The sequence below is a fragment of the Vibrio sp. D417a genome, assembly GCF_030248595.1.
Taxonomy (GTDB): domain Bacteria; phylum Pseudomonadota; class Gammaproteobacteria; order Enterobacterales; family Vibrionaceae; genus Vibrio; species Vibrio alginolyticus.
This window is the reverse complement of the sequence record NZ_JAHGAM010000011.1, coordinates 368,688-394,088: the sequence shown is the minus strand read 5'-3', so window position 1 is coordinate 394,088 and position 25,401 is coordinate 368,688. Positions and strand designations below refer to the sequence as shown.

The 25,401-nt window shown below is 45.6% G+C and carries 26 protein-coding genes and 1 tRNA gene; 7 read left to right on the top strand and 20 right to left on the bottom strand.

The genetic code is table 11. From position 1 onward, the window contains the following. Positions 1–81: 81 nt before the first annotated feature. The 4 genes from KI742_RS13625 to mutY form a co-directional block, all read right to left on the bottom strand. Positions 82–157: transfer RNA gene (locus KI742_RS13625), tRNA-Phe, on the bottom strand. A 100-nt stretch (positions 158–257) separates the two neighbouring features. Further along, positions 258–1,397, bottom strand: coding sequence for a membrane-bound lytic murein transglycosylase MltC (gene mltC, locus KI742_RS13620; protein ID WP_005381001.1), 1,140 nt, complete (start codon positions 1,395–1,397; stop codon positions 258–260). 77 nt (positions 1,398–1,474) lie between these two features. Then, positions 1,475–1,747, bottom strand: coding sequence for an oxidative damage protection protein (locus KI742_RS13615; protein ID WP_005381002.1), 273 nt, complete (start codon positions 1,745–1,747; stop codon positions 1,475–1,477). Between the two features lie 19 nt (positions 1,748–1,766). Beyond that, complete coding sequence (gene mutY, locus KI742_RS13610) at positions 1,767–2,843, bottom strand: A/G-specific adenine glycosylase (protein ID WP_225466536.1); 1,077 nt, start codon at positions 2,841–2,843, stop codon at positions 1,767–1,769. Between the two features lie 203 nt (positions 2,844–3,046). Between mutY and trmB the strand changes: the two genes are divergently transcribed. The 3 genes from trmB to glsB all read left to right on the top strand — a co-directional run bounded on the left by trmB (position 3,047) and on the right by glsB (position 5,831). Beyond that, positions 3,047–3,766: a tRNA (guanosine(46)-N7)-methyltransferase TrmB gene (gene trmB, locus KI742_RS13605; protein ID WP_005384506.1), complete on the top strand. Its 720-nt coding sequence runs from the start codon at positions 3,047–3,049 to the stop codon at positions 3,764–3,766. Between the two features lie 17 nt (positions 3,767–3,783). Further along, the gene (locus KI742_RS13600; RefSeq protein ID WP_005384509.1) at positions 3,784–4,812 is read left to right on the top strand and encodes a TRM11 family methyltransferase; all 1,029 of its coding nucleotides are present in this window, start codon (positions 3,784–3,786) and stop codon (positions 4,810–4,812) included. Between the two features lie 98 nt (positions 4,813–4,910). Further along, positions 4,911–5,831: a glutaminase B gene (gene glsB, locus KI742_RS13595; RefSeq protein WP_005381007.1), complete on the top strand. Its 921-nt coding sequence runs from the start codon at positions 4,911–4,913 to the stop codon at positions 5,829–5,831. A gap of 89 nt (positions 5,832–5,920) precedes the next feature. On the opposite strand, the gene hemW is transcribed toward glsB, so the two are convergent. The 7 genes from hemW to KI742_RS13560 all read right to left on the bottom strand — a co-directional run bounded on the left by hemW (position 5,921) and on the right by KI742_RS13560 (position 10,978). Further along, the gene (gene hemW / locus KI742_RS13590; RefSeq protein WP_285385466.1) at positions 5,921–7,099 is read right to left on the bottom strand and encodes a radical SAM family heme chaperone HemW; all 1,179 of its coding nucleotides are present in this window, start codon (positions 7,097–7,099) and stop codon (positions 5,921–5,923) included. A gap of 18 nt (positions 7,100–7,117) precedes the next feature. Beyond that, positions 7,118–7,720 (bottom strand): XTP/dITP diphosphatase, encoded by a 603-nt coding sequence (locus KI742_RS13585; protein ID WP_005381009.1) that lies wholly within the window; start codon positions 7,718–7,720, stop codon positions 7,118–7,120. A 118-nt stretch (positions 7,721–7,838) separates the two neighbouring features. After that, positions 7,839–8,270, bottom strand: a complete 432-nt coding sequence (locus KI742_RS13580) for a DUF4426 domain-containing protein (RefSeq protein WP_285385468.1) — start codon at positions 8,268–8,270, stop codon at positions 7,839–7,841. A gap of 128 nt (positions 8,271–8,398) precedes the next feature. Next, positions 8,399–8,689, bottom strand: a complete 291-nt coding sequence (gene yggU / locus KI742_RS13575; RefSeq protein ID WP_005381011.1) for a DUF167 family protein YggU — start codon at positions 8,687–8,689, stop codon at positions 8,399–8,401. Next, positions 8,689–9,246 carry a YggT family protein gene (locus tag KI742_RS13570; RefSeq protein ID WP_005381012.1) on the bottom strand — a complete coding sequence of 186 codons (558 nt, stop codon included), beginning with the start codon at positions 9,244–9,246 and terminating at the stop codon, positions 8,689–8,691. The genes yggU and KI742_RS13570 overlap by 1 nt, the downstream gene beginning before the upstream one ends. Positions 9,247–9,298: 52 nt before the next feature. Further along, positions 9,299–10,117: a pyrroline-5-carboxylate reductase gene (gene proC / locus KI742_RS13565; RefSeq protein WP_005381013.1), complete on the bottom strand. Its 819-nt coding sequence runs from the start codon at positions 10,115–10,117 to the stop codon at positions 9,299–9,301. A 159-nt stretch (positions 10,118–10,276) separates the two neighbouring features. Continuing rightward, positions 10,277–10,978 (bottom strand): YggS family pyridoxal phosphate-dependent enzyme, encoded by a 702-nt coding sequence (locus KI742_RS13560; protein WP_042521292.1) that lies wholly within the window; start codon positions 10,976–10,978, stop codon positions 10,277–10,279. A gap of 28 nt (positions 10,979–11,006) precedes the next feature. On the opposite strand from KI742_RS13560, the gene KI742_RS13555 reads away from it, so the two are divergent. Together KI742_RS13555 and KI742_RS13550 are read left to right on the top strand one after the other, a co-directional pair. Further along, the gene (locus KI742_RS13555; RefSeq protein ID WP_005381015.1) at positions 11,007–12,047 is read left to right on the top strand and encodes a type IV pilus twitching motility protein PilT; all 1,041 of its coding nucleotides are present in this window, start codon (positions 11,007–11,009) and stop codon (positions 12,045–12,047) included. Positions 12,048–12,077: 30 nt separating this feature from the next. Beyond that, positions 12,078–13,184 (top strand): PilT/PilU family type 4a pilus ATPase, encoded by a 1,107-nt coding sequence (locus KI742_RS13550; RefSeq protein WP_005384523.1) that lies wholly within the window; start codon positions 12,078–12,080, stop codon positions 13,182–13,184. 62 nt (positions 13,185–13,246) lie between these two features. Here the strand turns inward: KI742_RS13550 and ruvX are convergent, their stop codons facing one another. The 8 genes from ruvX to metK all read right to left on the bottom strand — a co-directional run bounded on the left by ruvX (position 13,247) and on the right by metK (position 19,974). Further along, a complete protein-coding gene (gene ruvX, locus KI742_RS13545; protein ID WP_053304143.1) occupies positions 13,247–13,672 on the bottom strand; it encodes a Holliday junction resolvase RuvX in 426 nt (141 codons plus the stop codon). A gap of 35 nt (positions 13,673–13,707) precedes the next feature. Then, entirely contained in the window at positions 13,708–14,271 is a 564-nt protein-coding gene (locus KI742_RS13540) for a YqgE/AlgH family protein (RefSeq protein ID WP_005381020.1), read from the bottom strand. Positions 14,272–14,398: 127 nt separating this feature from the next. Next, entirely contained in the window at positions 14,399–15,349 is a 951-nt protein-coding gene (gene gshB, locus KI742_RS13535) for a glutathione synthase (RefSeq protein ID WP_285385469.1), read from the bottom strand. A 13-nt stretch (positions 15,350–15,362) separates the two neighbouring features. Next, a complete protein-coding gene (rsmE, locus tag KI742_RS13530) occupies positions 15,363–16,094 on the bottom strand; it encodes a 16S rRNA (uracil(1498)-N(3))-methyltransferase (protein ID WP_017821890.1) in 732 nt (243 codons plus the stop codon). A 113-nt stretch (positions 16,095–16,207) separates the two neighbouring features. After that, complete coding sequence (endA, locus tag KI742_RS13525) at positions 16,208–16,903, bottom strand: deoxyribonuclease I (RefSeq protein WP_005381023.1); 696 nt, start codon at positions 16,901–16,903, stop codon at positions 16,208–16,210. Between the two features lie 150 nt (positions 16,904–17,053). After that, complete coding sequence (locus KI742_RS13520) at positions 17,054–17,551, bottom strand: SprT family zinc-dependent metalloprotease (RefSeq protein ID WP_005381025.1); 498 nt, start codon at positions 17,549–17,551, stop codon at positions 17,054–17,056. Between the two features lie 68 nt (positions 17,552–17,619). Beyond that, positions 17,620–18,417 (bottom strand): DUF2189 domain-containing protein, encoded by a 798-nt coding sequence (locus KI742_RS13515; protein ID WP_005381026.1) that lies wholly within the window; start codon positions 18,415–18,417, stop codon positions 17,620–17,622. A 402-nt stretch (positions 18,418–18,819) separates the two neighbouring features. Then, the gene (gene metK / locus KI742_RS13510) at positions 18,820–19,974 is read right to left on the bottom strand and encodes a methionine adenosyltransferase (protein WP_005381027.1); all 1,155 of its coding nucleotides are present in this window, start codon (positions 19,972–19,974) and stop codon (positions 18,820–18,822) included. Between the two features lie 315 nt (positions 19,975–20,289). Here metK and tkt point away from each other — a divergent pair, with 315 nt between their 5' ends. Then, positions 20,290–22,284 (top strand): transketolase, encoded by a 1,995-nt coding sequence (gene tkt / locus KI742_RS13505; RefSeq protein ID WP_054866504.1) that lies wholly within the window; start codon positions 20,290–20,292, stop codon positions 22,282–22,284. A gap of 91 nt (positions 22,285–22,375) precedes the next feature. Here tkt and KI742_RS13500 read toward each other — a convergent pair whose 3' ends face one another. Beyond that, positions 22,376–23,269, bottom strand: a complete 894-nt coding sequence (locus tag KI742_RS13500) for a LysR family transcriptional regulator (RefSeq protein WP_017633561.1) — start codon at positions 23,267–23,269, stop codon at positions 22,376–22,378. Between the two features lie 140 nt (positions 23,270–23,409). On the opposite strand from KI742_RS13500, the gene KI742_RS13495 reads away from it, so the two are divergent. Beyond that, complete coding sequence (locus KI742_RS13495) at positions 23,410–25,368, top strand: ligand-gated channel protein (RefSeq protein WP_005380999.1); 1,959 nt, start codon at positions 23,410–23,412, stop codon at positions 25,366–25,368. Positions 25,369–25,401: the final 33 nt, after the last annotated feature.

The window sequence follows — 25,401 nt, the reverse complement described above, 5'->3', positions numbered from 1 at the left end:
CTGAGCTAAGTCGGCACACTTTATTCTTTGTGCTTTTGTCCGTGTTATAACATTTCGTTAAGACACCAACAAATCAAATTGTGGTGCCCGGAGGCGGAATCGAACCACCGACACGAGGATTTTCAATCCTCTGCTCTACCGACTGAGCTATCCGGGCAACGGAGCGCTATTAAACGGATTTTCCCGCGTTGCGTCAACCACTTTTTTTAAATAATTTCAAAAAAGTGGTTGTTCGAACGCTTTTTATTCAACTGTCACTACAAAGTTTGCTTCGAGTTAAATTCCTTTTTGAAATTTGTAACTTTTTCTAGGTAGCGACGCGCTTCTGCGTTCGGGTGTTTCTTGGTTAACGCCCAATAAACTTGGTTGGGTTGCAATGAATTAAGATCTTGCATTGCGCGTTTGCGATCACTGCGATGAAATGTGTTTAAAACTCCTCCAGTACCGCCATTGTAAGCTGAAATCATGCTGTACTCGAGAGAGGTAGGGTGGCGGACTTCTCTTAAATAACGATTTTTTAAGATATAGAAATACGCAGTACCGGTATCTATGTTGTTTTCTGGATTAAACAAATATTCAGGGCTTGGTTGGCCCGAGCGCTTTTTCACGAGTTTGAACACATCTCGTCCCGCTGTTTTAGGTACAACTTGCATTAGGCCATACGCATTTGCCCAACTTACCGCGTATGGGTTGAAACTGCTCTCGGTTTTAATAATGGCGTATATCAAGTCTTCTGGAATGTCGTATTTCTTGGAAGCTCGACGCACGATATCGGCGTATTGGTAGCTGCGAGTTGAAAAGTGGTCTTCAACCATGGGAATTTCGACGTAATACGCTTTCTTGAAATCTACATTTTTGGTTTTTATTTTATTTGCGATGAGGTATTCCGCAAATCGGTTTGCCCGCCAAGACCATTGAATTGGCTTATTGTCTTGGTCGACAACTTGTTTATACAGGAATGGTTGCCCCTCTAACGTGATACCTTTAGAGGAGAATAAGTCGACGTGCGCGGGATCGTCTGGTGTTAATAAGGTGGTGACAATCGCGTCTTTTAGGTGTTTTTGGGGCTCGGTCGGTGATACGGTCTCTATCGTGATCACGCCTTTGCGAAAGTCGACCTCGGCGCGGCTAAGGTAGTTATCGATGTACTTAACGTAATTACTCTTGCCAGCGTACTTGATTTCTTTTTTACCCCAGCGCTTTTGAATATTGCCTGAAAAGCTATTGATTAAGGCATCTAGCGCCGCAGTATCTTTTTCAAATTGTCCTGGTAGCTCAGCTAAGTTATTGGCAAAACGGTTTGTTGGCTCGTAGTTGACGTCATAAATCTTTTCGACGAATTCACGGCTACAGCCTGCCATTAAAAGTGCGGCAGCAATAAAGACAATTTTTTTCATAAGTATCAGAGTTATTGAAGGTAATAGAAAAATGACACCACAAATGGTTGTGATGTCATTGTTTAACTCAAGCGACTTTATTCGCTCGGAGGTGTGTAACCTTCGATATGAACGTCTTTTCCTTCAAAGAGGAAATTTACCATTTCTGTTTCGATCAGTTTGCGGTGTTCTGGATCCATCATGTTGAGTTTCTTCTCGTTGATCAACATGGTTTGTTTGTGTTGCCACTGAGCCCACGCTTCTTTCGAGATGTTGTCGAAAATGCGTTTACCTAGTTCACCAGGGTAAAGTTGAAAGTCTAGACCTTCGCCTTCTTTCTTTAGTCGAGCACAAAATACAGTGCGGCTCATAATGACTCCTTGTATTCAATTAACGAAGTTCGTGGGGTAGCGTTTCCAGCAATAGTTTTACTGGCGCGGCTAAACCGACTTCTTCAGGTTTAGATAAGTTATACCAAAGACCTTTGTTGCCTTCCATTATCACGTCCGGTTGCTTTGATAAATCAATCAAAATTGGCGTGATATCTAGGTGGTAATGGCTGAATGTATGACGAAAGGTAATCAGTGTTTGCTTCTGTTTGATATTGCTGGCTTGAATGCCGCGTTGATCCAGTAGCAATTCAATGTCGCTTTCTGCATCCACATGTTCGGTTTGTGGGAAGCAGAATAAGCCACCCCAAATGCCTGTTTGTGGTCTTTGCTCCAACCACACCTCATGACCATTTTCGGTGTTGTGGTGAAGCATCACGAAACGAGTTTGCTTGATTGGTTTATCTTTCTTCGGTTTTTTGCCCGGGTAGTCGAGCACATTACCTTGTTGTTTTGCCACACACAGGTCAGCAACAGGGCAGAGGCTACATTTGGGTTTGCTGCGAGTGCAGACCATTGCGCCCATGTCCATCATTGCCTGGTTATACTTATCTACATCCGTTTGTGGGGTATGCGTTTCGGCAATTTCCCACAGCTGGTTTTCAACCTTTTTTTGTCCTGGCCATCCTGCAACTGCGAAACAGCGGGATAGGGTGCGCTTCACGTTACCATCAAGAATCGCGTGTGGTTGTTTATACACAGACGATAAAATGGCGGCAGCAGTAGAGCGACCAATCCCCGGTAGGGCGTTCATTTTCTCTATATCAAGAGGAAACTCACCATTGTATGTAGAGGCGACCTCTTGTGCTGCTTTGTGAAGGTTACGGGCTCGGGCGTAATACCCTAAGCCAGTCCAAAGGTGTAGGACTTCATCTTGCTCAGCATTGGCAAGATCGACCACGGTTGGAAAGCGCTCCAAGAAACGTTGGTAATACGGAATAACCGTAGTGACCTGAGTTTGCTGAAGCATAATTTCAGACAACCAGACACTGTATGCGGTCTTATTTTGTTGCCACGGAAGATCTTTTCTTCCATATGCGTCATACCATTCTAGGATGGCACTGGCGAAAGGTGTCACGACTTGCTCTGTATTCTATTATTGGTTAGGTGCAAAATTGCACCACATAATGGGCAAGAAGTACAACGGATAAACAGTAGGGATATAAAGAGGTGTGTCGTTGCTTTTGGGTTGCCATAGACCAAGAGCTCAACAAATACTTGCACCTAAGTAAATTCTTTGGATAATCCCCGCTTTGATTAATCAATGTGCAGGCAAAATCAATGAGTGAAGTAACCACTAACGAATACAACGAAGACGGAAAGCTGATCCGCAAAATCCGCAGCTTTGTACGCCGTGAAGGGCGTTTGACTAAAGGTCAAGAGAGCGCGATGAATGAATGCTGGCCTACGATGGGTATTGACTTCAAAGCTGAACTTCTCGATTGGAAAGAGGTGTTTGGCAACGATAACCCAGTAGTGCTTGAGATCGGTTTTGGTATGGGTGCTTCATTGGTTGAAATGGCAAAGAACGCGCCAGAGAAAAACTTCATCGGTATCGAAGTTCATAGCCCAGGCGTTGGTGCTTGTCTTGCCGATGCTCGCGAAGCGGGAATTACTAACCTGCGTGTAATGTGTCACGATGCGGTAGAAGTATTCGAACACATGATCCCAAATGGCAGCTTATCGACACTGCAATTGTTCTTCCCAGACCCTTGGCATAAGAAGCGTCACCACAAGCGTCGTATTGTTCAATTAGGTTTTGCGGAAATGGTGCGTGAGAAGCTTATCCCTAATGAAGGTATTTTCCACATGGCGACCGACTGGGAAAACTACGCAGAGCACATGATTGAAGTGATGAACCAAGCGCCAGGTTTCGAAAACATTGCTAAAGATGGTGATTTCGTTCCTCGTCCAGACGATCGCCCGCTAACGAAGTTTGAAGCTCGTGGTCACCGTCTTGGTCACGGTGTTTGGGATATCAAATATAAGCGTATTGCGTAACCAGAGGAGTTCATGGGATGTACCATTACGCGATATTAGCGAATCCGGGTCATAACCGAATTTACTTTGATAGCGCAATGACCATTGCCTGTTCTGAGCTAAAAGCAATTTTAGCTTCACAAGGCGTGGATGTGACAGAAATTGGTAGTAAAGACGTTGGCTTACCTGCTGCGTTGGTGTTTTCTTGTCAGGAAGCGCTAACCGATGAGCAGGCGCGAAGAATCGCAGCCTCTTCGATTTACTATGCGCTATTTGAAGTGCGCGAAGATGGTTTACTTCGACCAGTTCAAGCGCCCGTATTTAACACTTTCCCGGAAAGTATGAGCCAGATTTTGCGCTACACCGGGAAAACAAACGAGCAGTTTACCCGTTTGATGGTGAATATCGGCATTAGTGCGTCCAATACGGGAAGTGAACAACTGACCTTAATGGATCCAATGTGTGGTAAAGGTACAACCTTATTTGAAGGCTTGATCCACGGTTTGAACGTGGTAGGGGTTGAGATCAACGCCAAGTGGGTGCAAGAGATCCAGACCTTTATTGTTAAGTTCATGAAGAATGGCCGCTTTAAGCACAAAGTGAGCAAAGAAAAGCGCACTGCGGGTGGCAAGAAAGTGGCGGATGGTTTCGTGGTTGAAGCTGCAGCAAATAAAGAAGATTACAACCAAGGCAATCTTCAGTTTATGAAGCTGTATTCGGCTGATACTCGTATCGCTGATCAAGTCGTGAAAAAGAACTCAGTTGATGTGATGGTGTCTGATCTGCCTTATGGCGTGCAGCACGGCAGCAAAAATGCCAAGGACAGCAAACTGAACCGTAGTCCATTAGAGCTTTTAAAAGAGGCTCTGCCTGCATGGAAAGTGGTATTGAAAAAGCAAGGTTCAGTGGTGTTGTCTTTCAATGAATTCACATTGAAATGGAAAGATGTCGCGGCATTATTTGAAGAGCAAGGTTGGAAGGTACTTTCAGAAGAGCCTTACATCGGTTATCTTCACCGTGTTGATCAATCTATCAACCGCAATATTATTGTGGCAGTAAAACCATAATCGACTTGAGTCGAACGAACCCTATGGAAAAGCCAACGACACGTTGGCTTTTTTTACCTCTGAGCTCAACGAGTTCTCTTGTAAATAGAAGGTAGAGAATGAAACCGACAGTGGAAATTTTGACAGATATTTTGGCGGAAGTACGCCCTTTAATCGGCCAAGGTAAAGTGGCTGATTATATTCCTGCTCTGGCAAAAGTACCCAGCAACAAGTTAGGTATTGCGGTATACACCAACGAAGGTGAGGTTATTAAGGCGGGTGATGCCGATGAACCTTTCTCTATCCAATCTATTTCAAAAGCATTGAGCTTGACGTTAGCGATGTGCTTGTACAAGCAAGAAGAAATTTGGTCTCGAGTGGGAAAAGAGCCTTCGGGGCAGGCATTTAATTCGCTAATCCAGCTAGAAATGGAGCAAGGTATTCCTCGTAATCCATTTATAAATGCTGGAGCGATAGTAGTGGCGGATTTGTTACAAACTCGCTTATCTGCGCCTCGTCAGCGCCTGTTGGAGTTTGTGCGTCAGCTTTCTGGTGATACCCATATTGTGTATGACAAAGTCGTTGCGGCATCTGAAATGATGCATGGTGATCGTAATGCGGCGATTGCATATCTCATGCGTTCGTTTGGCAACTTCGAAAATGAAGTGATTCCAGTACTACAAAACTACTTCCACGCTTGTGCGCTGAAGATGAGTTGCGTCGATTTGGCTAAAACGTTTAGCTATTTAGCAAACAAGGGCACATCGGTACAAACGGGTAAGCCTGTAGTTTCTCCTGTGCAAACCAAACAACTTAATGCACTGTTAGCAACGTGTGGCTTGTATGATGGCGCGGGCGAGTTTGCTTATCGCGTTGGAATGCCTGGTAAGTCTGGTGTTGGTGGTGGCATTATCGCGGTAGTACCTGGTGAAATGACCATTTCAGTATGGTCTCCAGAGCTTGATCCTTCAGGTAACTCGCTTGCGGGTACTAAGGCGCTTGAGCTGCTCTCAGAGCGAATTGGCCGTTCAATTTTCTAATGTGGAAATGTGTCAACCTTATTTAGGACGGCACAGTTTCTAAATAAAAAGCCTCTCAATTGAGAGGCTTTTTTTGTTTTGGGGTTGCGTTAGTCTTCGCTTTCTTCGGCCATAAAGGCTTCGAGCAAATCATTAAGGAAGAGCTTCCCTTTTTCAGTAATTTGCCAGTGGGTAGGCGTTTCATTCAGGTAGCCCATTTCTATCGCCCAGTCGATGGTTTCTTGAATCGTACTGAGCGGTAAGCTCGTGGTGTCCACATAATCTTGCTTCGGACAGGCTTCGATTAAGCGGAATCGGTTCATAAAGAACTCGAATGGACGATCTTCATCCGCGACGACATGTTCTGTATGCAGATAAGGTTTGACCATATTTTGATAAGCCGCTAAATAGCCTCGCGGGTGTTTTACCTTTGTCGTTCGAATAATACGTCCGTCGGTAAAACTGAGTTTGCCATGAGAGCCACAACCGATACCAAGGTAATCACCAAAGCGCCAGTAGTTGAGGTTGTGCTGACACTGATAGCCCGGCTTGCTGTAACCGGAGATTTCATATTGCACATAACCCGCGGCTGCAAGTTTTTGGTGTCCGAGCTCGAAAATATCCCACAAGTCATCATCGTCAGGTAGCGTTGGTGGCTTGTAGTAGAACATGGTGTTTGGTTCGATGGTCAGCTGATACCAAGACAAGTGCGGCGGTGCCAACTCAATCGCTTTGTCCAAATCTGCCAAGGATTGTTCGATGCTTTGATCAGGTAAGCCGTGCATGAGATCGAGGTTAAAACTGTTCAAACCGATTTGGTGCGCCAGCTTAGCAGCATTGACGGCTTCGTCTTGGCCGTGAATGCGCCCCAAACGCTCAAGCTTTTGTTGCTCAAAGCTTTGCACGCCGATAGAGATACGCGTTACACCAGCTTTGCGGTAGCCAACAAAACGCTCTGCTTCGATGGTGCCTGGATTCGCTTCCATGGTGATTTCGATTTCAGGCTTGAACGGAATACGCGCTTCAATGCCCTTAAGTAGACGCTCGATGCCTTCTGCCGAAATCAAACTCGGCGTACCACCACCAATGAAGATTGAATGCAGTGGACGTGGCGCTTCGTTAAGTCGGTATTTCTCAATGTCGGTATCCAAATCTTCTAAAAGGGCACTGATGTACTCTTCTTCTGGAATCTCGGTTTTGAGCGCGTGAGAGTTAAAGTCGCAATACGGGCACTTTTGCACACACCACGGGATGTGTACATACAAGCTGAGTGCTGGGGGCGTTAACATGGTCTAATTCGCTCGTGATTACTGAGACACTTGCTCAGACAGTTGAGCAAACAACGACTTGAGCGCTTTACCGCGGTGAGACAGTTGTTTTTTACGTGCAGGTTCAAGTTCGGCTGACGCACAGTTATCTTCAGGAACAAAGAAGATTGGGTCGTAGCCAAAGCCATTTTCACCGTGTGCTTCAGTTAGAATTCGGCCTTCCCATTTACCGTGACAGACGATAGGCGTTGGGTCGTTCTCGTGACGCATGAGGACTAATACGCAGTGGAAACGTGCTGTACGCTCTGCTTCTGGTACGCCTTCCATTGCCGCTAGCAATTTTTCTAGATTCTCTTGATCAGATGCGCTCTCGCCTGCGTAACGTGCAGAGTAAATGCCCGGAGCGCCTTTTAAGAAATCGACTTCTAATCCAGAGTCGTCTGCAATGGCAGGAAGCCCTGTTTCTTGTGCGGCATGGCGAGCTTTAATGATTGCGTTTTCAATGAAAGTTGTACCCGTTTCAGCTACTTCCGATACATTGAATTCACTTTGCGCTAATACTTCAAAGCCGAAGTCAGACAATAAATCTGCCATTTCACGAACTTTGCCTTGGTTACCAGTTGCTAGCACAATTTTTTTCATGGGAATCTCTTTTAATAGTGATAGAGGAGAACAAATCGTTCTCCTCTAGATATTCTTTAACTAATAAGTGGTTTTTAGCCTGCTTAGATCCAAAAGCTTTTGGAACATCACAACCCAATTACTCTTCAACATAAAACTTCTGGGTGAATTTAAGCTTACCTGAGCCTTTGTTTCCAGCTTTTACGTCAATATCGAAAGTAAAAGTTTCTTCGTGGGTAATTGGTAGTTCGGCTAAATAGTATATCGCATTGCCTTCTTTGACTTCACGAAAGGTCAAGGTCTGAGTTTGGCCGATAAGGTTCTTCGCGCGTCCAGCAATTTTTGCTTCTAATGCTGGCTTACCCAATGAAGCTCTATCTAACACGCTAATATTAACCACAGCGAGGTATCCATTACGTTTGATATCGTAGCTACGTGCGACTTTGGGTGTTAGGAATGTTGAGTTAAACGCGACATAGTGTACTTCGATATCTTTCATATTTTTAAACTGATCGGCGAAGCTTGGTAACGACAACAGGCTAATCAGTAATGTGGTAATCCATTTGCTCATTGTTACTTCCTCAAAGCACTTGTTATAAAACAACCATAGCTGCAATTTTACCTTGGTCAGGGGGTAAAAAATGCGTACTCAGTCGTTGGTATTAGTAAGTGTGGTACAAAATCGTAAATAAAAAGCCATCATATGATGGCTTTAATTTCTGTCGGTATCTGGGTAGGCGATTCTATCCGAATTTGTTTGTGCCGTCCTAATTCACCTTTTTCTATGTGAACCAAGCCCTTAGCGATTTTAAACTGCTTGGCTAAGAACTTAGTTAGGTGTGCATTAGCTTTGCCATCGACAGGTGGAGCAGTAATGGCGATTTTTAGCTCTTCACCATGCAAGCCAACGATTTTATCGCGGCTAGCTTTAGGTTGAATATAGAGCTTCAGGATGATGTCCTCACCATCTTGCCAAACTGCAGCTGACATTATAGCTGGAACCAAATTGGACCAATGATATCGCCCATTAAGAAGTTCGCGAACTGCAAGCCGATAAATAACACCAGTACGCTTAAATCAAGACCACCAATAGCCGGAAGAATACGACGGATTGGAGCGCACATTGGCTCGGTCAGTTGATGGAATACGTACTCGATAGGGCTGCGGCCTTGGCTTACCCAGCTCAAAATTGCACGGATCAATAGTACCCAGAACAATAGGCCACCTGCGGCTTTGATTAATGATAATAAGCCCAAGAATAAGAAGTCAGCGCTGAAAGAGACGGAACCGTTCGAAGCTATTAGGATAAGCACGACAAATTTAAGCACACACAACACGTAGGCAAACAACACGGTTGCTAGGTCAATATTCCCCACGGAAGGGATAACGCGGCGCAATGGACCAATGACCGGCTGAGTCGCTTTTACTATGAATTGCGAGAATGGGTTGTAGAAGTCTGCGCGCGCAGCTTGTAACCAAATTCGCAAAATTACGACCATGATGTACAGGTCAAATAGGGTTGAGATGAGAAAACTCATTGAATTCATAAGGTACCCTTAACAAGTGATGGATGATACTAAACGGAGTTCATCCAAATAATTAAAACAGTTTTTCCATTTCTTCCGCGCGAGCCACAGCAGCTTGCATGGCTTTAGCGACAATATCTGAAAGTTGATGTTCGTTGAATGTACGCAGTGCTTCTGCCGTTGTCCCACCTTTCGATGTTACGTTCTCACGCAGGGTCGATAGCTCAGTTTCTGGGTTGCTAACCACCATACTGGCCGCGCCCAGTGCAGCTTGCTGAACCAATAGTCGAGCGGTCTCTTTATCAAAGCCTTGCGCAATCGCTTCTGCTTGCATCGCTTCCATAAACAGGAAGAAGTATGCTGGAGCACTGCCCGCTGCGGCAATCACATTATTGATGCCAGACTCTTGCTCAACCCAACATACTTTACCGACCGCTTCCATTAACTCTGCGGCAAAAGCTTTGTCGTGCTCGGTTACATGAGTTGGTGCGAACAACCCACTCATACCCAACCCAAGTTGTGATGGCGTATTTGGCATAACACGAACCAAGTTCAATTTGGTGGCTAGCATATCATCCAATCGTGAACAGTTGATGCCTGCGGCAATAGAAATCACCAGTTTATTAGTGAAATCGATCGATTGCAGTGGTTTACAGACATCCGCCATCATTTGCGGTTTTACAGACAATACCACCACATCCGCCTCGGTCGCAGCTTGGATGTTATCGCTGGTGGTACGGATGCCAAAATCTTGTTCTAGCAGAAGGCGGCGAGCCTCTGAAGGAGCCGTCGCGGTAATGTTTTGCGCTGGGTATCCGTTAGCAACCAAGCCGGAAACAATGGCTCTCACCATGTTGCCAGCACCAATGAAGGCGATTTTTTTATGTTCCATTTGTCTGATTTCCATCATGATATTTAGAATTTGTTGTGCGCTCAGGTGTATAATGGCGCCGCTGTTACTTACTGCTCCTATTGGCGAGTAAGATGATTGCGCATTTACGCTCTAACGATTGGCGACATAACTTATGTCGCGAGTGAGCGTTTTGTTGATTTAGCTGTAGTCTCGTGCGCCGAAAATAGCGGTTCCAATACGAACCATTGTACTACCAGCTTCGATTGCAGCGGTCATATCACCACTCATTCCCATTGATAATGTATCGATTTCTGGGAACTGTGCTTCGAGTGTTTGCTTCAACGTAGCCAACTTCTGAAATTCACGGAGTTGTGATTCGTAGTCAGACACGTTGGCAGGAATCGACATCAACCCTCTTAAAGTGAGGTTGGGTAGGCGAGAAATCAACTCCGCCAGCTCGAATACTTCCGCTTCAGTGACGCCAGATTTAGATACCTCACCACTGGTGTTAACCTGAATCAGAACTTGTAGCGGTTTAAGTTCGCTTGGCCGCTGATCATTCAGGCGTTGAGCTATCTTGGTTCGATCGATGGTGTGAACCCAATCGAAATGTTCAGCAACAAGTCGCGATTTATTCGATTGAATCGGGCCAATGAAGTGCCATTCGATTCGATTATCTGGATAATGCTCGGCAAAGTGCTGAACTTTACTGACGCCCTCTTGAACGTAGTTTTCACCAAAGGCGGTTTGTCCCGCTTGGTAGGCTTCGAGAATTGCCTCGACAGGTTTAGTTTTGCTTACCGCTAGAAGTTGCACTGACTCTGGAGTTCGACCACATTTTTGCTCGTCATATCGAATTTGAGAGGTGATATGTTCAATATTTTGTTGAATACTACTCATAGCTGTACTTTAGACTTAAGGATTTTAAATGGATATCACTGAGTTACTGGATTTTAGTGTAAAACATAATGCCTCGGATCTACATCTTTCTGCAGGTGTCCCACCAATGGTTCGTATTGATGGGGATGTGAGAAAACTAGGCATTCCAGCGTTTACACACCAAGAAGTGCATCGTTTGGTTTTCGAAATCATGAACGATGCCCAACGCAGTGAGTTCGAAGAAAAACTCGAAGTCGATTTCTCTTTTGAGTTGCATAACGTTGGCCGTTTCCGTGTCAACGCTTTCAACCAATCTCGCGGTTGTGCGGCAGTATTTCGTACCATTCCAAGTAGCATTCCAACTCTGGAAGAGCTAGAAGCGCCAGAGATCTTCAAAAAAATTGCGAACGCTGAAAAAGGCTTAGTTCTGGTCACTGGCCCAACAGGTTCAGGTAAATCGACGACCTTAGCAGCCATTGTTGACTACATTAACCGTAATCACAACAAGCACGTACTCACAATTGAAGATCCGATTGAATTTGTTCACAACAACAATAAATGTTTGATCAACCAGCGTGAAGTTCACCGTGACACCCATAGTTTCCAAAATGCTTTGCGTAGTGCATTGCGCGAAGACCCAGACGTTATTCTGGTTGGTGAGATGCGTGATAAAGAAACCATCAGCCTTGCCTTAACGGCGGCAGAAACGGGTCACTTAGTTTTCGGAACGTTGCACACCAGCTCGGCGGCAAAAACCATTGACCGTATTATCGATGTGTTTCCTGGTAGTGATAAAGATATGGTCCGCTCGATGCTATCTGAGTCTCTTCGTTCGGTTATCGCGCAAAAGCTTCTGAAGCGTAATGGTGGTGGCCGTATTGCATGCCATGAAATTATGATGGCAACGCCTGCGATTCGTAACTTGATCCGCGAAGACAAAGTCGCGCAGATGTATTCGATTATTCAAACAGGTGCGGCTCACGGCATGCAAACCATGGAGCAAAATGCTCGTCAGTTAATGGCGCAAGGCATGGTTGCTCGTGAAGAGGTCGATAGTAAGATCGGATTAGAAGTGCAGCAATTCTCGTAACGTTCATACAGATAATGGTGAATACGGAAGATGGATCTAGATAAATTTCTCGAAGGCATGCTGGCGCTGAAAGCGTCGGATCTTTACATCACGGTTGGAGCGCCAATTCTATTTCGTGTGGATGGCGAATTGCGTCCGCAAGGGGAAAAACTCACCGAGGGCGATGTGGCTGCATTACTCGACAGCGCTATGGAACCAGATCGGCGTCAGGAATTTCGTAAAAGTCGCGAGTCGAATTTTGCCATTGTGAGAGACTGTGGCCGCTTCCGTGTGAGTGCCTTTTTTCAACGCGAGTTACCAGGCGCAGTGATTCGTCGTATTGAAACTAATATTCCTACTTTTGAGCAGTTAAAGTTACCGTTAGTGTTGCAAGATTTGGCAATAGCTAAGCGTGGTTTGGTGCTGGTGGTCGGTGCTACTGGTTCGGGTAAATCGACCACTATGGCGGCGATGACAGGCTATCGAAACAGCAATAAAACCGGGCACATTTTGACGGTCGAAGATCCGATCGAGTTCGTGCATGAACACAAGCGCTGTATCGTGACTCAACGTGAAGTTGGGTTAGATACGGAAAGCTATGAAGTTGCGCTTAAAAACTCGCTGCGCCAAGCACCAGATATGATTTTGATTGGTGAGATCCGTAGCCGTGAAACAATGGAATACGCGATGACCTTCGCCGAAACGGGTCACCTGTGTATGGCAACGTTGCACGCCAACAATGCAAACCAAGCTTTAGAGCGCATTCTTCACTTGGTACCGAAAGATCAAAAAGAACAATTCTTGTTCGATTTGTCGATGAACCTAAAAGGCGTGGTTGGTCAGCAGCTGATCCGAGATAAAAATGGGCAGGGACGTCATGGTGTATTTGAGATCTTGCTAAATAGTCCACGTGTGTCGGATTTGATTCGTCGCGGAGATTTACATGAGTTGAAGTCAACCATGGCTCGCTCAAATGAGTTTGGTATGCTGACGTTCGATCAATCTCTTTATAAGTTAGTGATGCAAGGTAAGATCAGCGAAGAGGATGCACTACATAGCGCCGACTCGGCGAATGATCTGCGCTTGATGTTGAAAACGCAGCGTGGTGAAGCATTCTCTACGGGCAGTTTGGCGAACGTTAAGATCGATATGGATTAATCCAATCCAGAAACAAAAAAAGGTTGGCAGGAGCCAACCTTTTTTCATTGTGCTTAAAGTGTTTACTCATCCCAAAGGGCTTCAAACCAGCTTTCTAGAATCACCACTGCTGACTGGCAGTCAACATTACCTTTCGATAGGGCTTTGTAGCCGCCCATGCTGAACAACTCCGCACGAGCTTCTGCTGTAGATAAACGCTCATCATGCAGTTCAACTGGCAATCCGTATCGGCCTTGCAGACGCTTAGCAAATTTTCGTGCACGAGGGGTTATGGTCTCAAGGTCTTTACCATGCAGATCGGTCGGTAAACCGACCACTAGCAAATCTGGTTGCCACTCTTTGATTTGCTTTTCGATATCGTCCCAGTTTGGAATACCGTCATTGGCTTTAAAGGCTTTTAATGGGGAAGCTGTACCAGTAATTTCTTGGCCAATAGCGCTACCAATGCTTTTGGTTCCAAAGTCAAAAGCCATAATTGTGCGTGACATAAGGTGTCTCTATCTAATGTAACTGTATATTTGGACTAAGCATGTCCAGAGTCTGCTGAAAGGTGACTTGGGTCGATGCCCAGCTTTTCGACCGCTTTCTTCCAACGCTCGTTGATTGGTGTATTAAAGATAATTTCAGGCGTCGCTTCAATGGTGAGCCAAGAGTTTTCGACCAGCTCACTTTCTAATTGGCCTGCACTCCAACCGGAGTAGCCAAGTGCCACTAAGTAATCACTTGGTTCTGCTTCTGTTCCTAACACCGACAGAATATCACGCGAAGTGGTTACCGCGAGGTCATCGGTCATTTGGACGCTGGACTCGTAGTAATCTTTGGGTTTATGCAAAATAAAACCACGATCTTCCGAGATTGGGCCGCCATTGTAGACTGGTCTATCTAGACTGGCTTCAAATAGGCGCGGGTGTACTGGCTGAACTTCCACCTGCTTGAGCATGTTGCCGACGGTGATATCAACAGGAGCATTGATCATCAGCCCCATAGCGCCGTCTTCGTTGTGCTCACAAACGTAGATCACGCTGTTTTGAAAGTACGGATCTTTCATCCCAGGCATGGCAACCAAAAAGTGATTTGTGAGATTCATACTCATACTGACCCTTAACTCTCGTAAATGCCCTTAAGCAAACATCATACAATTTACATCTAGGTATGTGCATGAGTTTGCTTAAGTTAATGTACTACGCTCTCTATTAACTGTAATACAGTTTGAGTTATTCGCCTTTTACTCGACGCTCAATCGCATCCATCAGCTTGCCTGTGATTGAGATATCAAAAGCTGCTTCAATTTCGCGAATACAGGTTGGGCTGGTGACGTTGATTTCTGTTAGCTTGTCGCCAATTACGTCAAGGCCAACAAAGATAAGGCCTTTTTCTTTCAGTGTCGGAGCAACGGTTTGCGCAATTTTGAGGTCGGTTTCGCTTAGCGGACGAGCTTCACCAGTACCACCAGCGGCTAGGTTGCCGCGCGTTTCGCCTTTAGCAGGAATACGTGCTAGACAGTAAGGCATAGGTTCGCCATCTACCACTAGGATACGTTTGTCACCGTTGCTGATATCTGGCACGAAGGTTTGCGCCATTGCGTAGTTTTGACCGTGGTTAGTCAATGTCTCGATGATCACAGAGATGTTTGGATCGTTTTCCTTCACACGGAAGATGGACGCGCCACCCATACCATCAAGTGGTTTCAGGATGACATCACCATGTTTTTCACGAAATTCTTTAATTTTTTCTGCTTTTCGCGTCACGATCGTTGTAGGTGTCAGCTCTGGGAACCATGCTGTAAACAGCTTTTCGTTACAATCACGTAAGCTTTGAGGCTTGTTAACGATCAGTGCACCTTGTTCTTCTGCACGCTCAAGAATGTAAGTCGCGTAGATGTATTCAGTATCAAACGGAGGATCTTTACGCATTAGCACCGCGTCTAGCTCAGACAGTTCGATAGTTTGCTCTGATTTGAACTCGTACCAACCGTTTGGATCTTCTTTTAGTTCCACCACTTTAGTATCTGCAATGGCAACGCCTTGATCGAGATGCAGATCATTCATTTCCATGTAGTGGATTTCATAGCCGCGTCGTTGCGCTTCAAGCATCATGGCAAAGCTAGAGTCTTTTTTGATGTTAATGGACGAGATTGGGTCCATTACGATACCGAGTTTGATCATTATTTTTCTCCGTTTAACCAAGATCGCCGAAACGAACTTGTAAGGCTGTAATTGCTGTCAGAGCCGCTGTTTCGGTACGCAGAACGCGAGGGCCGAGTAGCGTTTCTTCAAATTGGTATTCTCGAGTCATCTCGATTTCTTCAGACGATAAACCGCCTTCAGGACCGATCAGTAGGCGCACTTTTTCAACCGGGGTTGGCAAAGTGTTGATTGAGTATTTAGCACGAGGGTGAAGGTTAAGCTTTAAACCATCGTACTCTTCTTTACACCACTCTTCCAAGCTCATAATTGGACGAATTTCGGGCACGACATTACGCCCACATTGCTCACAGGCACTGATGGCGATTTTCTGCCATTGCGCGAGTTTTTTCTCAAAACGCTTTTGGTCAAGCTTGACGCCACAACGTTCAGAAATCAGAGGAGTGATGGTATTGACGCCAAGTTCAACAGACTTTTGGATGGTGAACTCCATCTTATCGCCACGTGAAATGACTTGACCAAGGTGCAGATCTAAAGGGGATTCAATACTGCTTTCTACACGCTCGGTGATGTTAACCAAAACTGATTTCTTGCTGACTTCACTGATAACCGCTGGGAACTCTGCGCCACTGCCGTCAAAAAGGAGAACGTCTTGGCCTTCTTTCATGCGCAAAACACGACCGATATGGCCTGCTGCGTCGTCACTTAAAGCAAGTGAGCCAAGTTGATGAATGGTTTCTGGATGATAAATTCGAGGGGTACGCATGAGATTTCCAGCAAGAGAATAAACTTAAACCCTAACATGGATGCTTTGCACCGAAAAAACAAGGGGCAAGAAGCGTTTCAATATCAGTAATTGAAACGCTTCGAGGTCGGAGGTTACAGTGCGCGGCAGGCTTCTTGAACAAATGGGTTGTGATTGCCCTGTACTTTTGCAATGCGCTCGTCACGCTCACATTCCCATTTATCGACAGGATAGGTTTTGTTCCAAGCACTCATTAATTGCGTTTGCTGCTTCGACAGTTTGAAACCGTACTCTTTGCTCATGTATAGATAGGTACGAGCAATTGAGCCACGCGCACGGTCTGGTGGCATGACTTTACGCTGCTTAAAGTTCACTTGCATCTCACAGCGACCATAACTCACGCCATCCATACCGTTCCATTGGCTGAAGTTGTAGTTCGAACGATCACCGTTTACTTCACCAATAGCAGGAGTTAGGTTGTGCAAGTCTGCTTCCATCAAACGAAAAGTTTCGTCTTTTTTCTTACAGTTTTTACGTCCGCCATCTTGCCAGCATTGACGCTGGTGGCCAAATTGCCACGCAGGAACAACGTGCTCCCATTCGATTCGTGCAGCCCGTTTTTCTTGTTTACGGACTTGGTAGCCGCAAGAGGCTAAATCGGGTAAGCCTTTCTTGCCTTGCCATTGAATGTTACAGCCACAGTAGAAGCTTGTTGGATGGTCTTGATAAATTTTGACCGCCTCACGTTTGGCAGCAGAGAATGAGCTCGGTGGCGCGGCAATCGCAGTGCTAGAAAGCGCGATAAGCAACAGAGAGAGTAAGTATTTCATGATAAAAGTCTTTATAAAGTATGACTTTATTCATGATAACACGCATAAAATAGCTTTAGTGATGAGTAAGTTAACAATAAGTGGCGAAGGGAAGGTTTTGATCAACTCGATTTTTATTTTGGGAACGCAAGTAACACTATGAGGTAAGGGCTACGATAATTGAATGCCGGTGAAGTTAAGTGGTTGGCGACATTTTTGACAAGAGTACGTCGCCTCTTTGCGCAGCACTTTATTATGACGGCGAATCGATAGAGGGTAGGTCATACAACCACAACGATACTCAAAGGTTTTACCTTGAACGGATTTTACTTCAAAGCTGTGAGTGGTTTTGGCTGGTACGTTAAATACGGCTTCCATGACGCCTTTCCATTCTTTACCGTGAGGCCTTACTCGCCCGTAAACCTGATAAGTAATCAGGTGTGCTACTTCATGAGGAATGACTTCATCTAAGAATGCTTGGGTGTTTTCGCGAAATAAAACAGGGTTTAGGCGTACTTGATTTAATTGAAGGTAGGCTTTTCCTGCCGCTTTCCCACGGACGTCGAAGGTGATTGTTGGAATCGGGAAAGAACGTTTGAAAGCTTGTTCCGCCATCGCGATACAGCCCGCCATCACTTGCTTGGCTTTATAGCTGAGTTCTATATCCACAATTCACCTCGATAAATTAAATAAAAAAGCCCCCGCATTTGCGAGGGCCAGATCATAGCATCAGTTAATTATGGTGTGTGTTTTTTCTTGATGGTGGCATGGTAAGCGTGCCATGTACCGTAGCCTAGAATTGGCATGGTAAACAACATTCCGATCCCGTAGGTCGCAAAGCCGATAAGAATACCGCCACAGATGATCGCTGCCCAAACAATCATTGCTGGAATGTTGGATTTCACGGCATTAAAGCTGGTAAACACAGCGGTCATCATGTCTACGCGACGCTCCATCATGAGCGGAATAGAAAAGGCTGAAATGCTAAACACCACACAAGCCAAAACAAAGCCAACTAAAGAGCCGATGACAAGGAAGGGTAGGAACTCACTTAAAGGTGCCCCTTGAACAGAAGGGTAGAGTGCATGAAGTAGAGCGGCAATGCGCATCCAAAATATCATACACACTGCGAGTAACACGGCGAACGCCCATTGAGATGTTGAGTTACGACCGATCGCTTTCATTGAATGGAACAAGCTTGCTTTGTGTCCGCGCTCTCTCTCCCAACTGGCATCATACAAGCCCAGCGCGAGAAACGGACCAATCAACATGTAAACAATCAAACTGGGCATGACGACTAAGTGTGTGCCTTGCCACTGTACGAGCAAAACAATGCCTATCGCAGCTGCCATAAAACAGATGCCATAGAAAGCACTAATAAGCGGCATTCGCACGAAATCATGCAGACCTAATGCGAGCCAATGAAAAGGTGCAGAAAGATTGACCGTATTGCACGGTATGGTTCTGGCGTATTCGTTGTCTGGCACTTCCTTTCGCTTGTTGTGGAAGTCCGATGGATTAACAGTTCGAGGCATAACTCCTCCTTGATTTATTCCCACATTATCCGCTTATACCAACTGACAGCGGTTTTTGTTCAGTCAAACTTGAAGCGACTTTTTCAAGTTTACATCTGAGCATTGGCTTAGTTTGGTATCGGCCATAAAGATGCTTAACTCATGTCTTTACTTAAGTGTTGCTTCCACAGTCGCCAGCATCCGACGTCTCTATTTAAATTGGAATTAACAATATTTTAACTATTGGCGGAGATGGGATAATTTACAAATAATTGCTTAAAATTTATTCGGTATAAAAATGAGGGAGAAACAGGACTGCTTTGTGGGGCAGGGCGGTATGAGCCGAAATGACTAGATAAAAGTTGCTGAAAATAAAAAGCCCCCACCATAGGCGAGGGCTTGATTGATTCTTGCTTGGCTTGATTATTTGATGCCAGCGAAATCGCGTAGAAGTGCAGCTTTGTCTGTTGCTTCCCACGGGAATTCTTCACGACCGAAGTGACCGTAAGCCGCTGTCTTCTTGTAGATAGGTTGAAGAAGGTTAAGCATTTCTTGTAGACCGTATGGACGTAGGTCGAAGAATTGACGAACCGCTTCAATGATGATGTCGTGAGATACTTTCTCAGTACCGAACGTTTCCACCATGATAGACGTTGGATCAGCAACACCGATTGCGTAAGAAAGTTGGATCTCACAACGGTCAGCCATGCCTGCCGCTACGATGTTTTTCGCTACGTAGCGTGCTGCGTATGCTGCACTACGGTCAACTTTTGATGGATCTTTACCAGAAAACGCACCGCCACCGTGACGAGCTGCGCCGCCGTAGGTATCTACGATGATCTTACGACCAGTTAGACCACAGTCACCCATAGGACCACCGATTACGAAGCGACCGGTTGGGTTAATGAAGAAGTTTGTTTCTTTGTTGATCCACTCAGAAGGTAGCACTGGCTTAATGATCTCTTCCATTACCGCTTCACGCAGGTCTGAAGTTGAGATTGAGTCACAGTGTTGAGTTGAAAGAACAACCGCGTCGATACCAACGATGTTACCTTGATCGTATTGGAATGTTACCTGAGATTTTGCATCAGGACGCAACCAAGGTAGTGTGCCGTTTTTACGAACTTCTGCTTGCTTTTGAACAAGACGGTGAGAGTAAGTAATTGGCGCTGGCATTAGTACTTCAGTTTCGTTACAAGCGTAACCAAACATGATGCCTTGGTCGCCTGCACCTTGTTCTTTAGGGTCAGCTTTATCAACACCTTGGTTGATATCTGGCGACTGTTTACCGATTGTGTTTAGTACCGCACAAGAATCTGCGTCAAAGCCCATATCTGAATGTACGTAGCCGATTTCACGAACGGTTTCACGAGTTAACTCTTCGATGTCTACCCATGCTGAAGTCGTGATTTCACCACCCACCATTACCATACCGGTTTTAACGTAAGTCTCACATGCAACACGAGCCTTTGGATCTTGCTCTAGAATCGCGTCAAGAACCGCATCAGAAATCTGGTCTGCAATTTTATCTGGATGACCTTCTGATACTGACTCAGAAGTAAACAGGTGCTTAGCCATGTTAGCTCCACTATATCTGGTTTAAAACTGGGGAATGATAAACTCTCCAGCGCAAATTAATACTAATTTTTGTAGGTGTATCTACATCTAGACGTCTATTCTAAATTTGATTGCTCGAATTACAAGCTCTTTTTTGGTTTTTGTTATAACCAAACGTTTGCCTGATTTATTGATAATTTTAAGAACTTCGAACGATTTGGCGCGAAAGGTGCAATATTTGTGAGGTTTTGGACTGGAAAACGTTTGCACACCCAACAGGGCTTTGAGAGAATTATGACCTACTTTTCGTTTCGCTTAATGTACTCAGGAGCAGACATGTCGTCTCGTAAACATCTTGCCAATGCAATTCGTGCTCTAAGCATGGATGGTGTTCAACAAGCTAACTCAGGCCACCCAGGCGCACCAATGGGTATGGCTGATATCGCTGAAGTTCTTTGGCGCTCTCACCTAAACCATAACCCTTCAAACCCAGAGTGGGCCGACCGCGATCGCTTTGTGCTGTCAAACGGTCATGGGTCAATGCTTATTTACTCTCTACTGCACTTAAGCGGTTACGAGCTATCTATTGACGATCTGAAAAACTTCCGTCAATTGCACTCAAAAACCCCAGGTCACCCAGAGTACGGCTACGCGCCTGGTATCGAGACAACAACGGGTCCTCTAGGTCAAGGCATCACTAACGCTGTTGGTATGGCGATCGCAGAGAAAGCACTAGCGGCACAGTTCAACAAAGAAGGTCACGATATCGTTGACCACTTTACGTATGTGTTCATGGGTGACGGCTGTCTAATGGAAGGCATCTCGCATGAAGCATGCTCTCTTGCTGGGACGTTAGGTCTAGGCAAACTGATCGCGTTCTGGGATGACAACGGCATTTCTATCGACGGTCACGTTGAAGGCTGGTTCTCTGACGATACACCTAAGCGTTTTGAAGCGTACGGCTGGCATGTAATCCCAGCAGTCGATGGTCACGACTCAGACGCGATCAACGCAGCAATTGAAGCAGCAAAAGCGGACCCACGTCCTACGCTTATCTGTACCAAAACAATTATCGGTTTCGGTTCTCCTAACAAGTCTGGTTCGCACGACTGTCACGGTGCACCACTAGGTCACGATGAGATCCAAGCGGCTCGTGAATACCTAGGTTGGGAGTACGGCCCATTTGAGATCCCGGCAGATGTTTACGCTGAGTGGGATGCAAAAGAAGCGGGCGCCGCGAAAGAAGCAGCTTGGAATGAAAAATTCGAAGCATACGCTGCAGCTTACCCTGCTGAAGCGGCAGAGCTTAAACGTCGTCTAAACGGCGAACTTCCTGCACAGTGGGAAGAAAAAGCGAACCAAATCATTGCTGATCTTCAAGCAAACCCAGCGAACATTGCATCACGTAAAGCATCGCAAAATGCACTAGAAGCGTTTGGTCAAATGCTTCCTGAGTTTATGGGTGGTTCTGCTGACCTAGCGCCTTCTAACCTGACCATGTGGTCTGGTTCTAAGTCTCTAGAAACGGAGGACTTCTCTGGCAACTACATCCACTACGGTGTACGCGAATTCGGTATGACTGCTATCATCAACGGTATCGCATTGCACGGTGGTTTCGTTCCTTACGGCGCAACATTCCTAATGTTCATGGAATACGCTCGTAACGCAATGCGTATGGCTGCGCTGATGAAAATTCAGAACATCCAAGTTTACACGCATGATTCGATCGGTCTTGGCGAAGATGGCCCAACTCACCAACCTGTTGAGCAAATGGCGTCTCTACGTGTAACTCCAAACATGAGCACATGGCGCCCATGTGACCAAGTTGAGTCTGCAGTTGCATGGAAACTAGCGATTGAACGTAAAGATGCACCAACTGCACTTATCTTCTCTCGTCAAAACCTAGCGCAACAAGAGCGTACTGCTGAACAAGTCGCAGACATCGCGAAAGGTGCTTACATCCTGAAAGATAGCGAAGGTAAGCCTGAGCTAATCCTTATCGCAACAGGTTCTGAGGTTGAGCTTGCAGTGAAAGCCGCTGAGCAACTAACTTCAGAAGGCAAGAAAGTACGCGTTGTTTCAATGCCATCAACAGATGCATTCGACAAACAAGACGCCGCTTACCGTGAAGCTGTACTGCCATCAGACGTAACGGCACGTATCGCTATTGAAGCGGGCATTGCTGATTTCTGGTACAAGTACGTTGGCTTTGACGGTCGCATCATCGGTATGACAACATTCGGTGAATCCGCACCTGCTGGTCAGCTATTCGAAATGTTTGGCTTCACGACTGAAAACGTAGTGAACACAGCAAAAGAATTGCTAGCGTAATTGCAGGACCGTCTAAACAGTCGAACGTAAACGACAACTGTTAGATGCTAAAGTTAGAAAGGCCATCATTATGATGGCCTTTTTATTTTTGTCAGGTTTTCCAACCTTGTGGAATGCTTTGGTGAATGCAGTCTAAAAGTACGGATAAGCGCAGTGGTGGTCGTCCTGCTGGTGTATAGCAGTTAATGGAAATAGGCTCAGAAAGCCAACCTTCTAAGCAAGGTGTGATTCGCCCTGGGTGATGTTTCTCATAGCCGCATGCTGTCCAAGTCGGCAGCAGTCCAATACCATGACCATTCGCGATACTGTCTATTTGCATTGCTATGTTGTCGCTGTATAAGCGACTAACAAAGGGCTCTAAAAAGAACTCACCGTGTTGAGGGTGTGCTAGCATCAATCCATTTTCTTGCACTGAACCAAAATCGATCCATGGGTGTGCTTCAAGTTCTTTGGGGTGCGGTATAGGCCCATGTTGTTTTAGATAATTTGGAGAGGCAAAAGGCGTATAGCGAAATACCCCCAGCACTTCTTTTCGCCAGTCTAGCTCTTTACGTTCACCGAGCCAGATGAACAAATCTGGGTCATGATGCGCCTCAGAAAAGTCACTGGTAAGTTGAACTCTAACATCGGGATTATCAGCAAGAAAACGATTGAGTACGCCACCGAGCCAGCTTCTAACTAAGGCAGTGTGACAAACAATATGCAGTGGCCCTGAAACTTGGTTCGTTAAACCTTGCAGTGCATCATAACTCTCTTCGCTTAACTCAAGAATCTGGCGGCTGTAGTGGGCAAAGATCTCTCCAGCTCTTGTCAGAACTAATCGATTACCTTGCCTAGCGGTTAGAGCCTGACCGAAGTCTTCTTCTAATTGTGCCAAGCGACGACTTAGCGTTGATTTTGGCTGATTAAGGGCTTTAGCAGCGGCTGTCAAACTTTTATGCTGATTGAGCGCATCAAAGGCTCTAATTGATGCTAAGTCGTGCATATTTCTTTTACTCCTTACTGCGTTATGTACGAGTTCCATAAATGGAAAGAACCGTTCCATAACTCTCACTATGCATCTCATTCTATTTGTGAATAATTCACTTTCGAAAATAATAATCATTATCAATTATGGAGATGTAGATGTCTACTCTTAGACTGCCAGTTATTACCGCAACTGGTATTTTAGCCTTCGTCAGTGTCCCTCATGTTTTTGCCAATGATGCAGTTTCTAAAATGGAAACAGTGGTTGTAACTGCATCAAGCTACGAGCAATCTCAAGCGGACGCGCCTGCAAGTATTAGTGTGATTTCACGTGAGGAGTTGGACTCCCGTTATTACCGCGATGTGACTGATGCACTAAAAAGTGTGCCAGGTGTTGTCGTGACAGGTGGTGGTGATACTACCGACATTAGTATCCGTGGTATGGGTTCTAAATACACTTTGATACTGGTCGACGGTAAACGTCAAAGCACGCGTGAAACTCGTCCAAATAGTGACGGCCCAGGTATCGAACAAGGTTGGTTACCTCCTCTTCAAGCGATTGAGCGAATCGAAGTTATTCGTGGCCCAATGTCGACGCTTTACGGTTCTGATGCGATTGGTGGTGTGATTAACGTCATCACACGAAAAGATGCGTTAGAGTGGACGGGTAATGTTCAACTGGGCACGGTACTACAAGAGAATAGCCGCTCAGGTGGAGAGCAGAGCGCGAACTTTTTCGTTAATGGTCCGTTGGCTGAAAATTTATCTCTCCAAGTATATGGTCAGTACACAACCAGAGAAGAAGATGACATCGAATACGGTTATGAAGATAAAGATATGCAGAGTATCTCTTCAAAACTGACTTACCAGATTAATGAGCGCCACTCGGTACAATTAGAAGGTGGCACGTCGGCACAAAGTCGTCGTGGCAATGTGGGCCTTTCAGTGCCGACCACTGGGTGTCGTGGAGGGTGTGAAGATTCACTGAATGAATATCGTCGTAATTACGTAACGGTAAGCCACAACGGTGATTGGGATTCGATTGGCATTTCAGATACTTACTTACAGCGAGAAGAGAGCGAGAACAAATCTCGTGAGATGACGATCACCAACACCACGTTCAAATCGAGCTTGGTGACTGGTATCGGAAACCATACGTTGACGACGGGTGTGGACGCCACTCATGCAGAGCTTGAGGATTTCACCTCCAACAAAGCGTCATCGAAGACTGAAACATCGAATACGCAGTGGGCTGTTTTCATTGAAGATGAATGGAGAATAGCTGATCCGTTTAGCGTTACGCTTGGTGGTCGTCTAGATCATGACGAAAACTATGGCGCGCACTTTAGTCCACGTGTTTACGGTGTATGGCGAGTTGATCCGTCTTGGACGGTGAAAGGCGGTGTGGCAACAGGTTTCCGTTCTCCACAATTACGTGAAATTACTCCTGGCTGGGCGCAAGTCAGTGGTGGCGGTAATATCTACGGTAACCCAGATCTTGACCCTGAAACGTCGCTAAACAAAGAAATCAGCGTTTTGTATCAAGGTGATTCCGGTTTAGATGTCTCTTTGACAGCGTTCCATAACGAATTCAAAGACAAGATCACACGTGTTGTTTGTCCAGACACTATCTGTACTGATGGTCCAAACCAATGGGGAGCAGATCCAACGTACCGTATTAACGTGGATGAAGCCGTCACACAAGGTATTGAAGCGACCTTAGCATCGCCGTTAACGGAAACCATTTACCTTAGCTCGAGCTACACATTTACCGACTCAGAGCAAAAAACAGGTGAATACAAAGGCATGCCGCTGCAGCAGTTACCAAAGCATCTGTTTAATGTGGATGTGACTTGGCAGACGACAACGGATCTAGAGAGCTGGGCGAAAGTCACGTACCGAGGTAAAGAAATGGATCCGGTTACTGGCCCATCAAGAAACAGTATTGTAGAACCAGCTTATACCTTTGTGGACGCCGGTGTGACATACCAGTTAACCGACAATACTCGTATTAAAGGCGCTATCTATAACTTGCTGGACGAGGAAATCAGTTACGAAGAATACGGATATATTGAAGATGGTCGTCGCTACTGGTTAGGTTTAGACGTCGCATTTTAATTATCTATCGTTGTAATAAGGTCGAGCATAGTC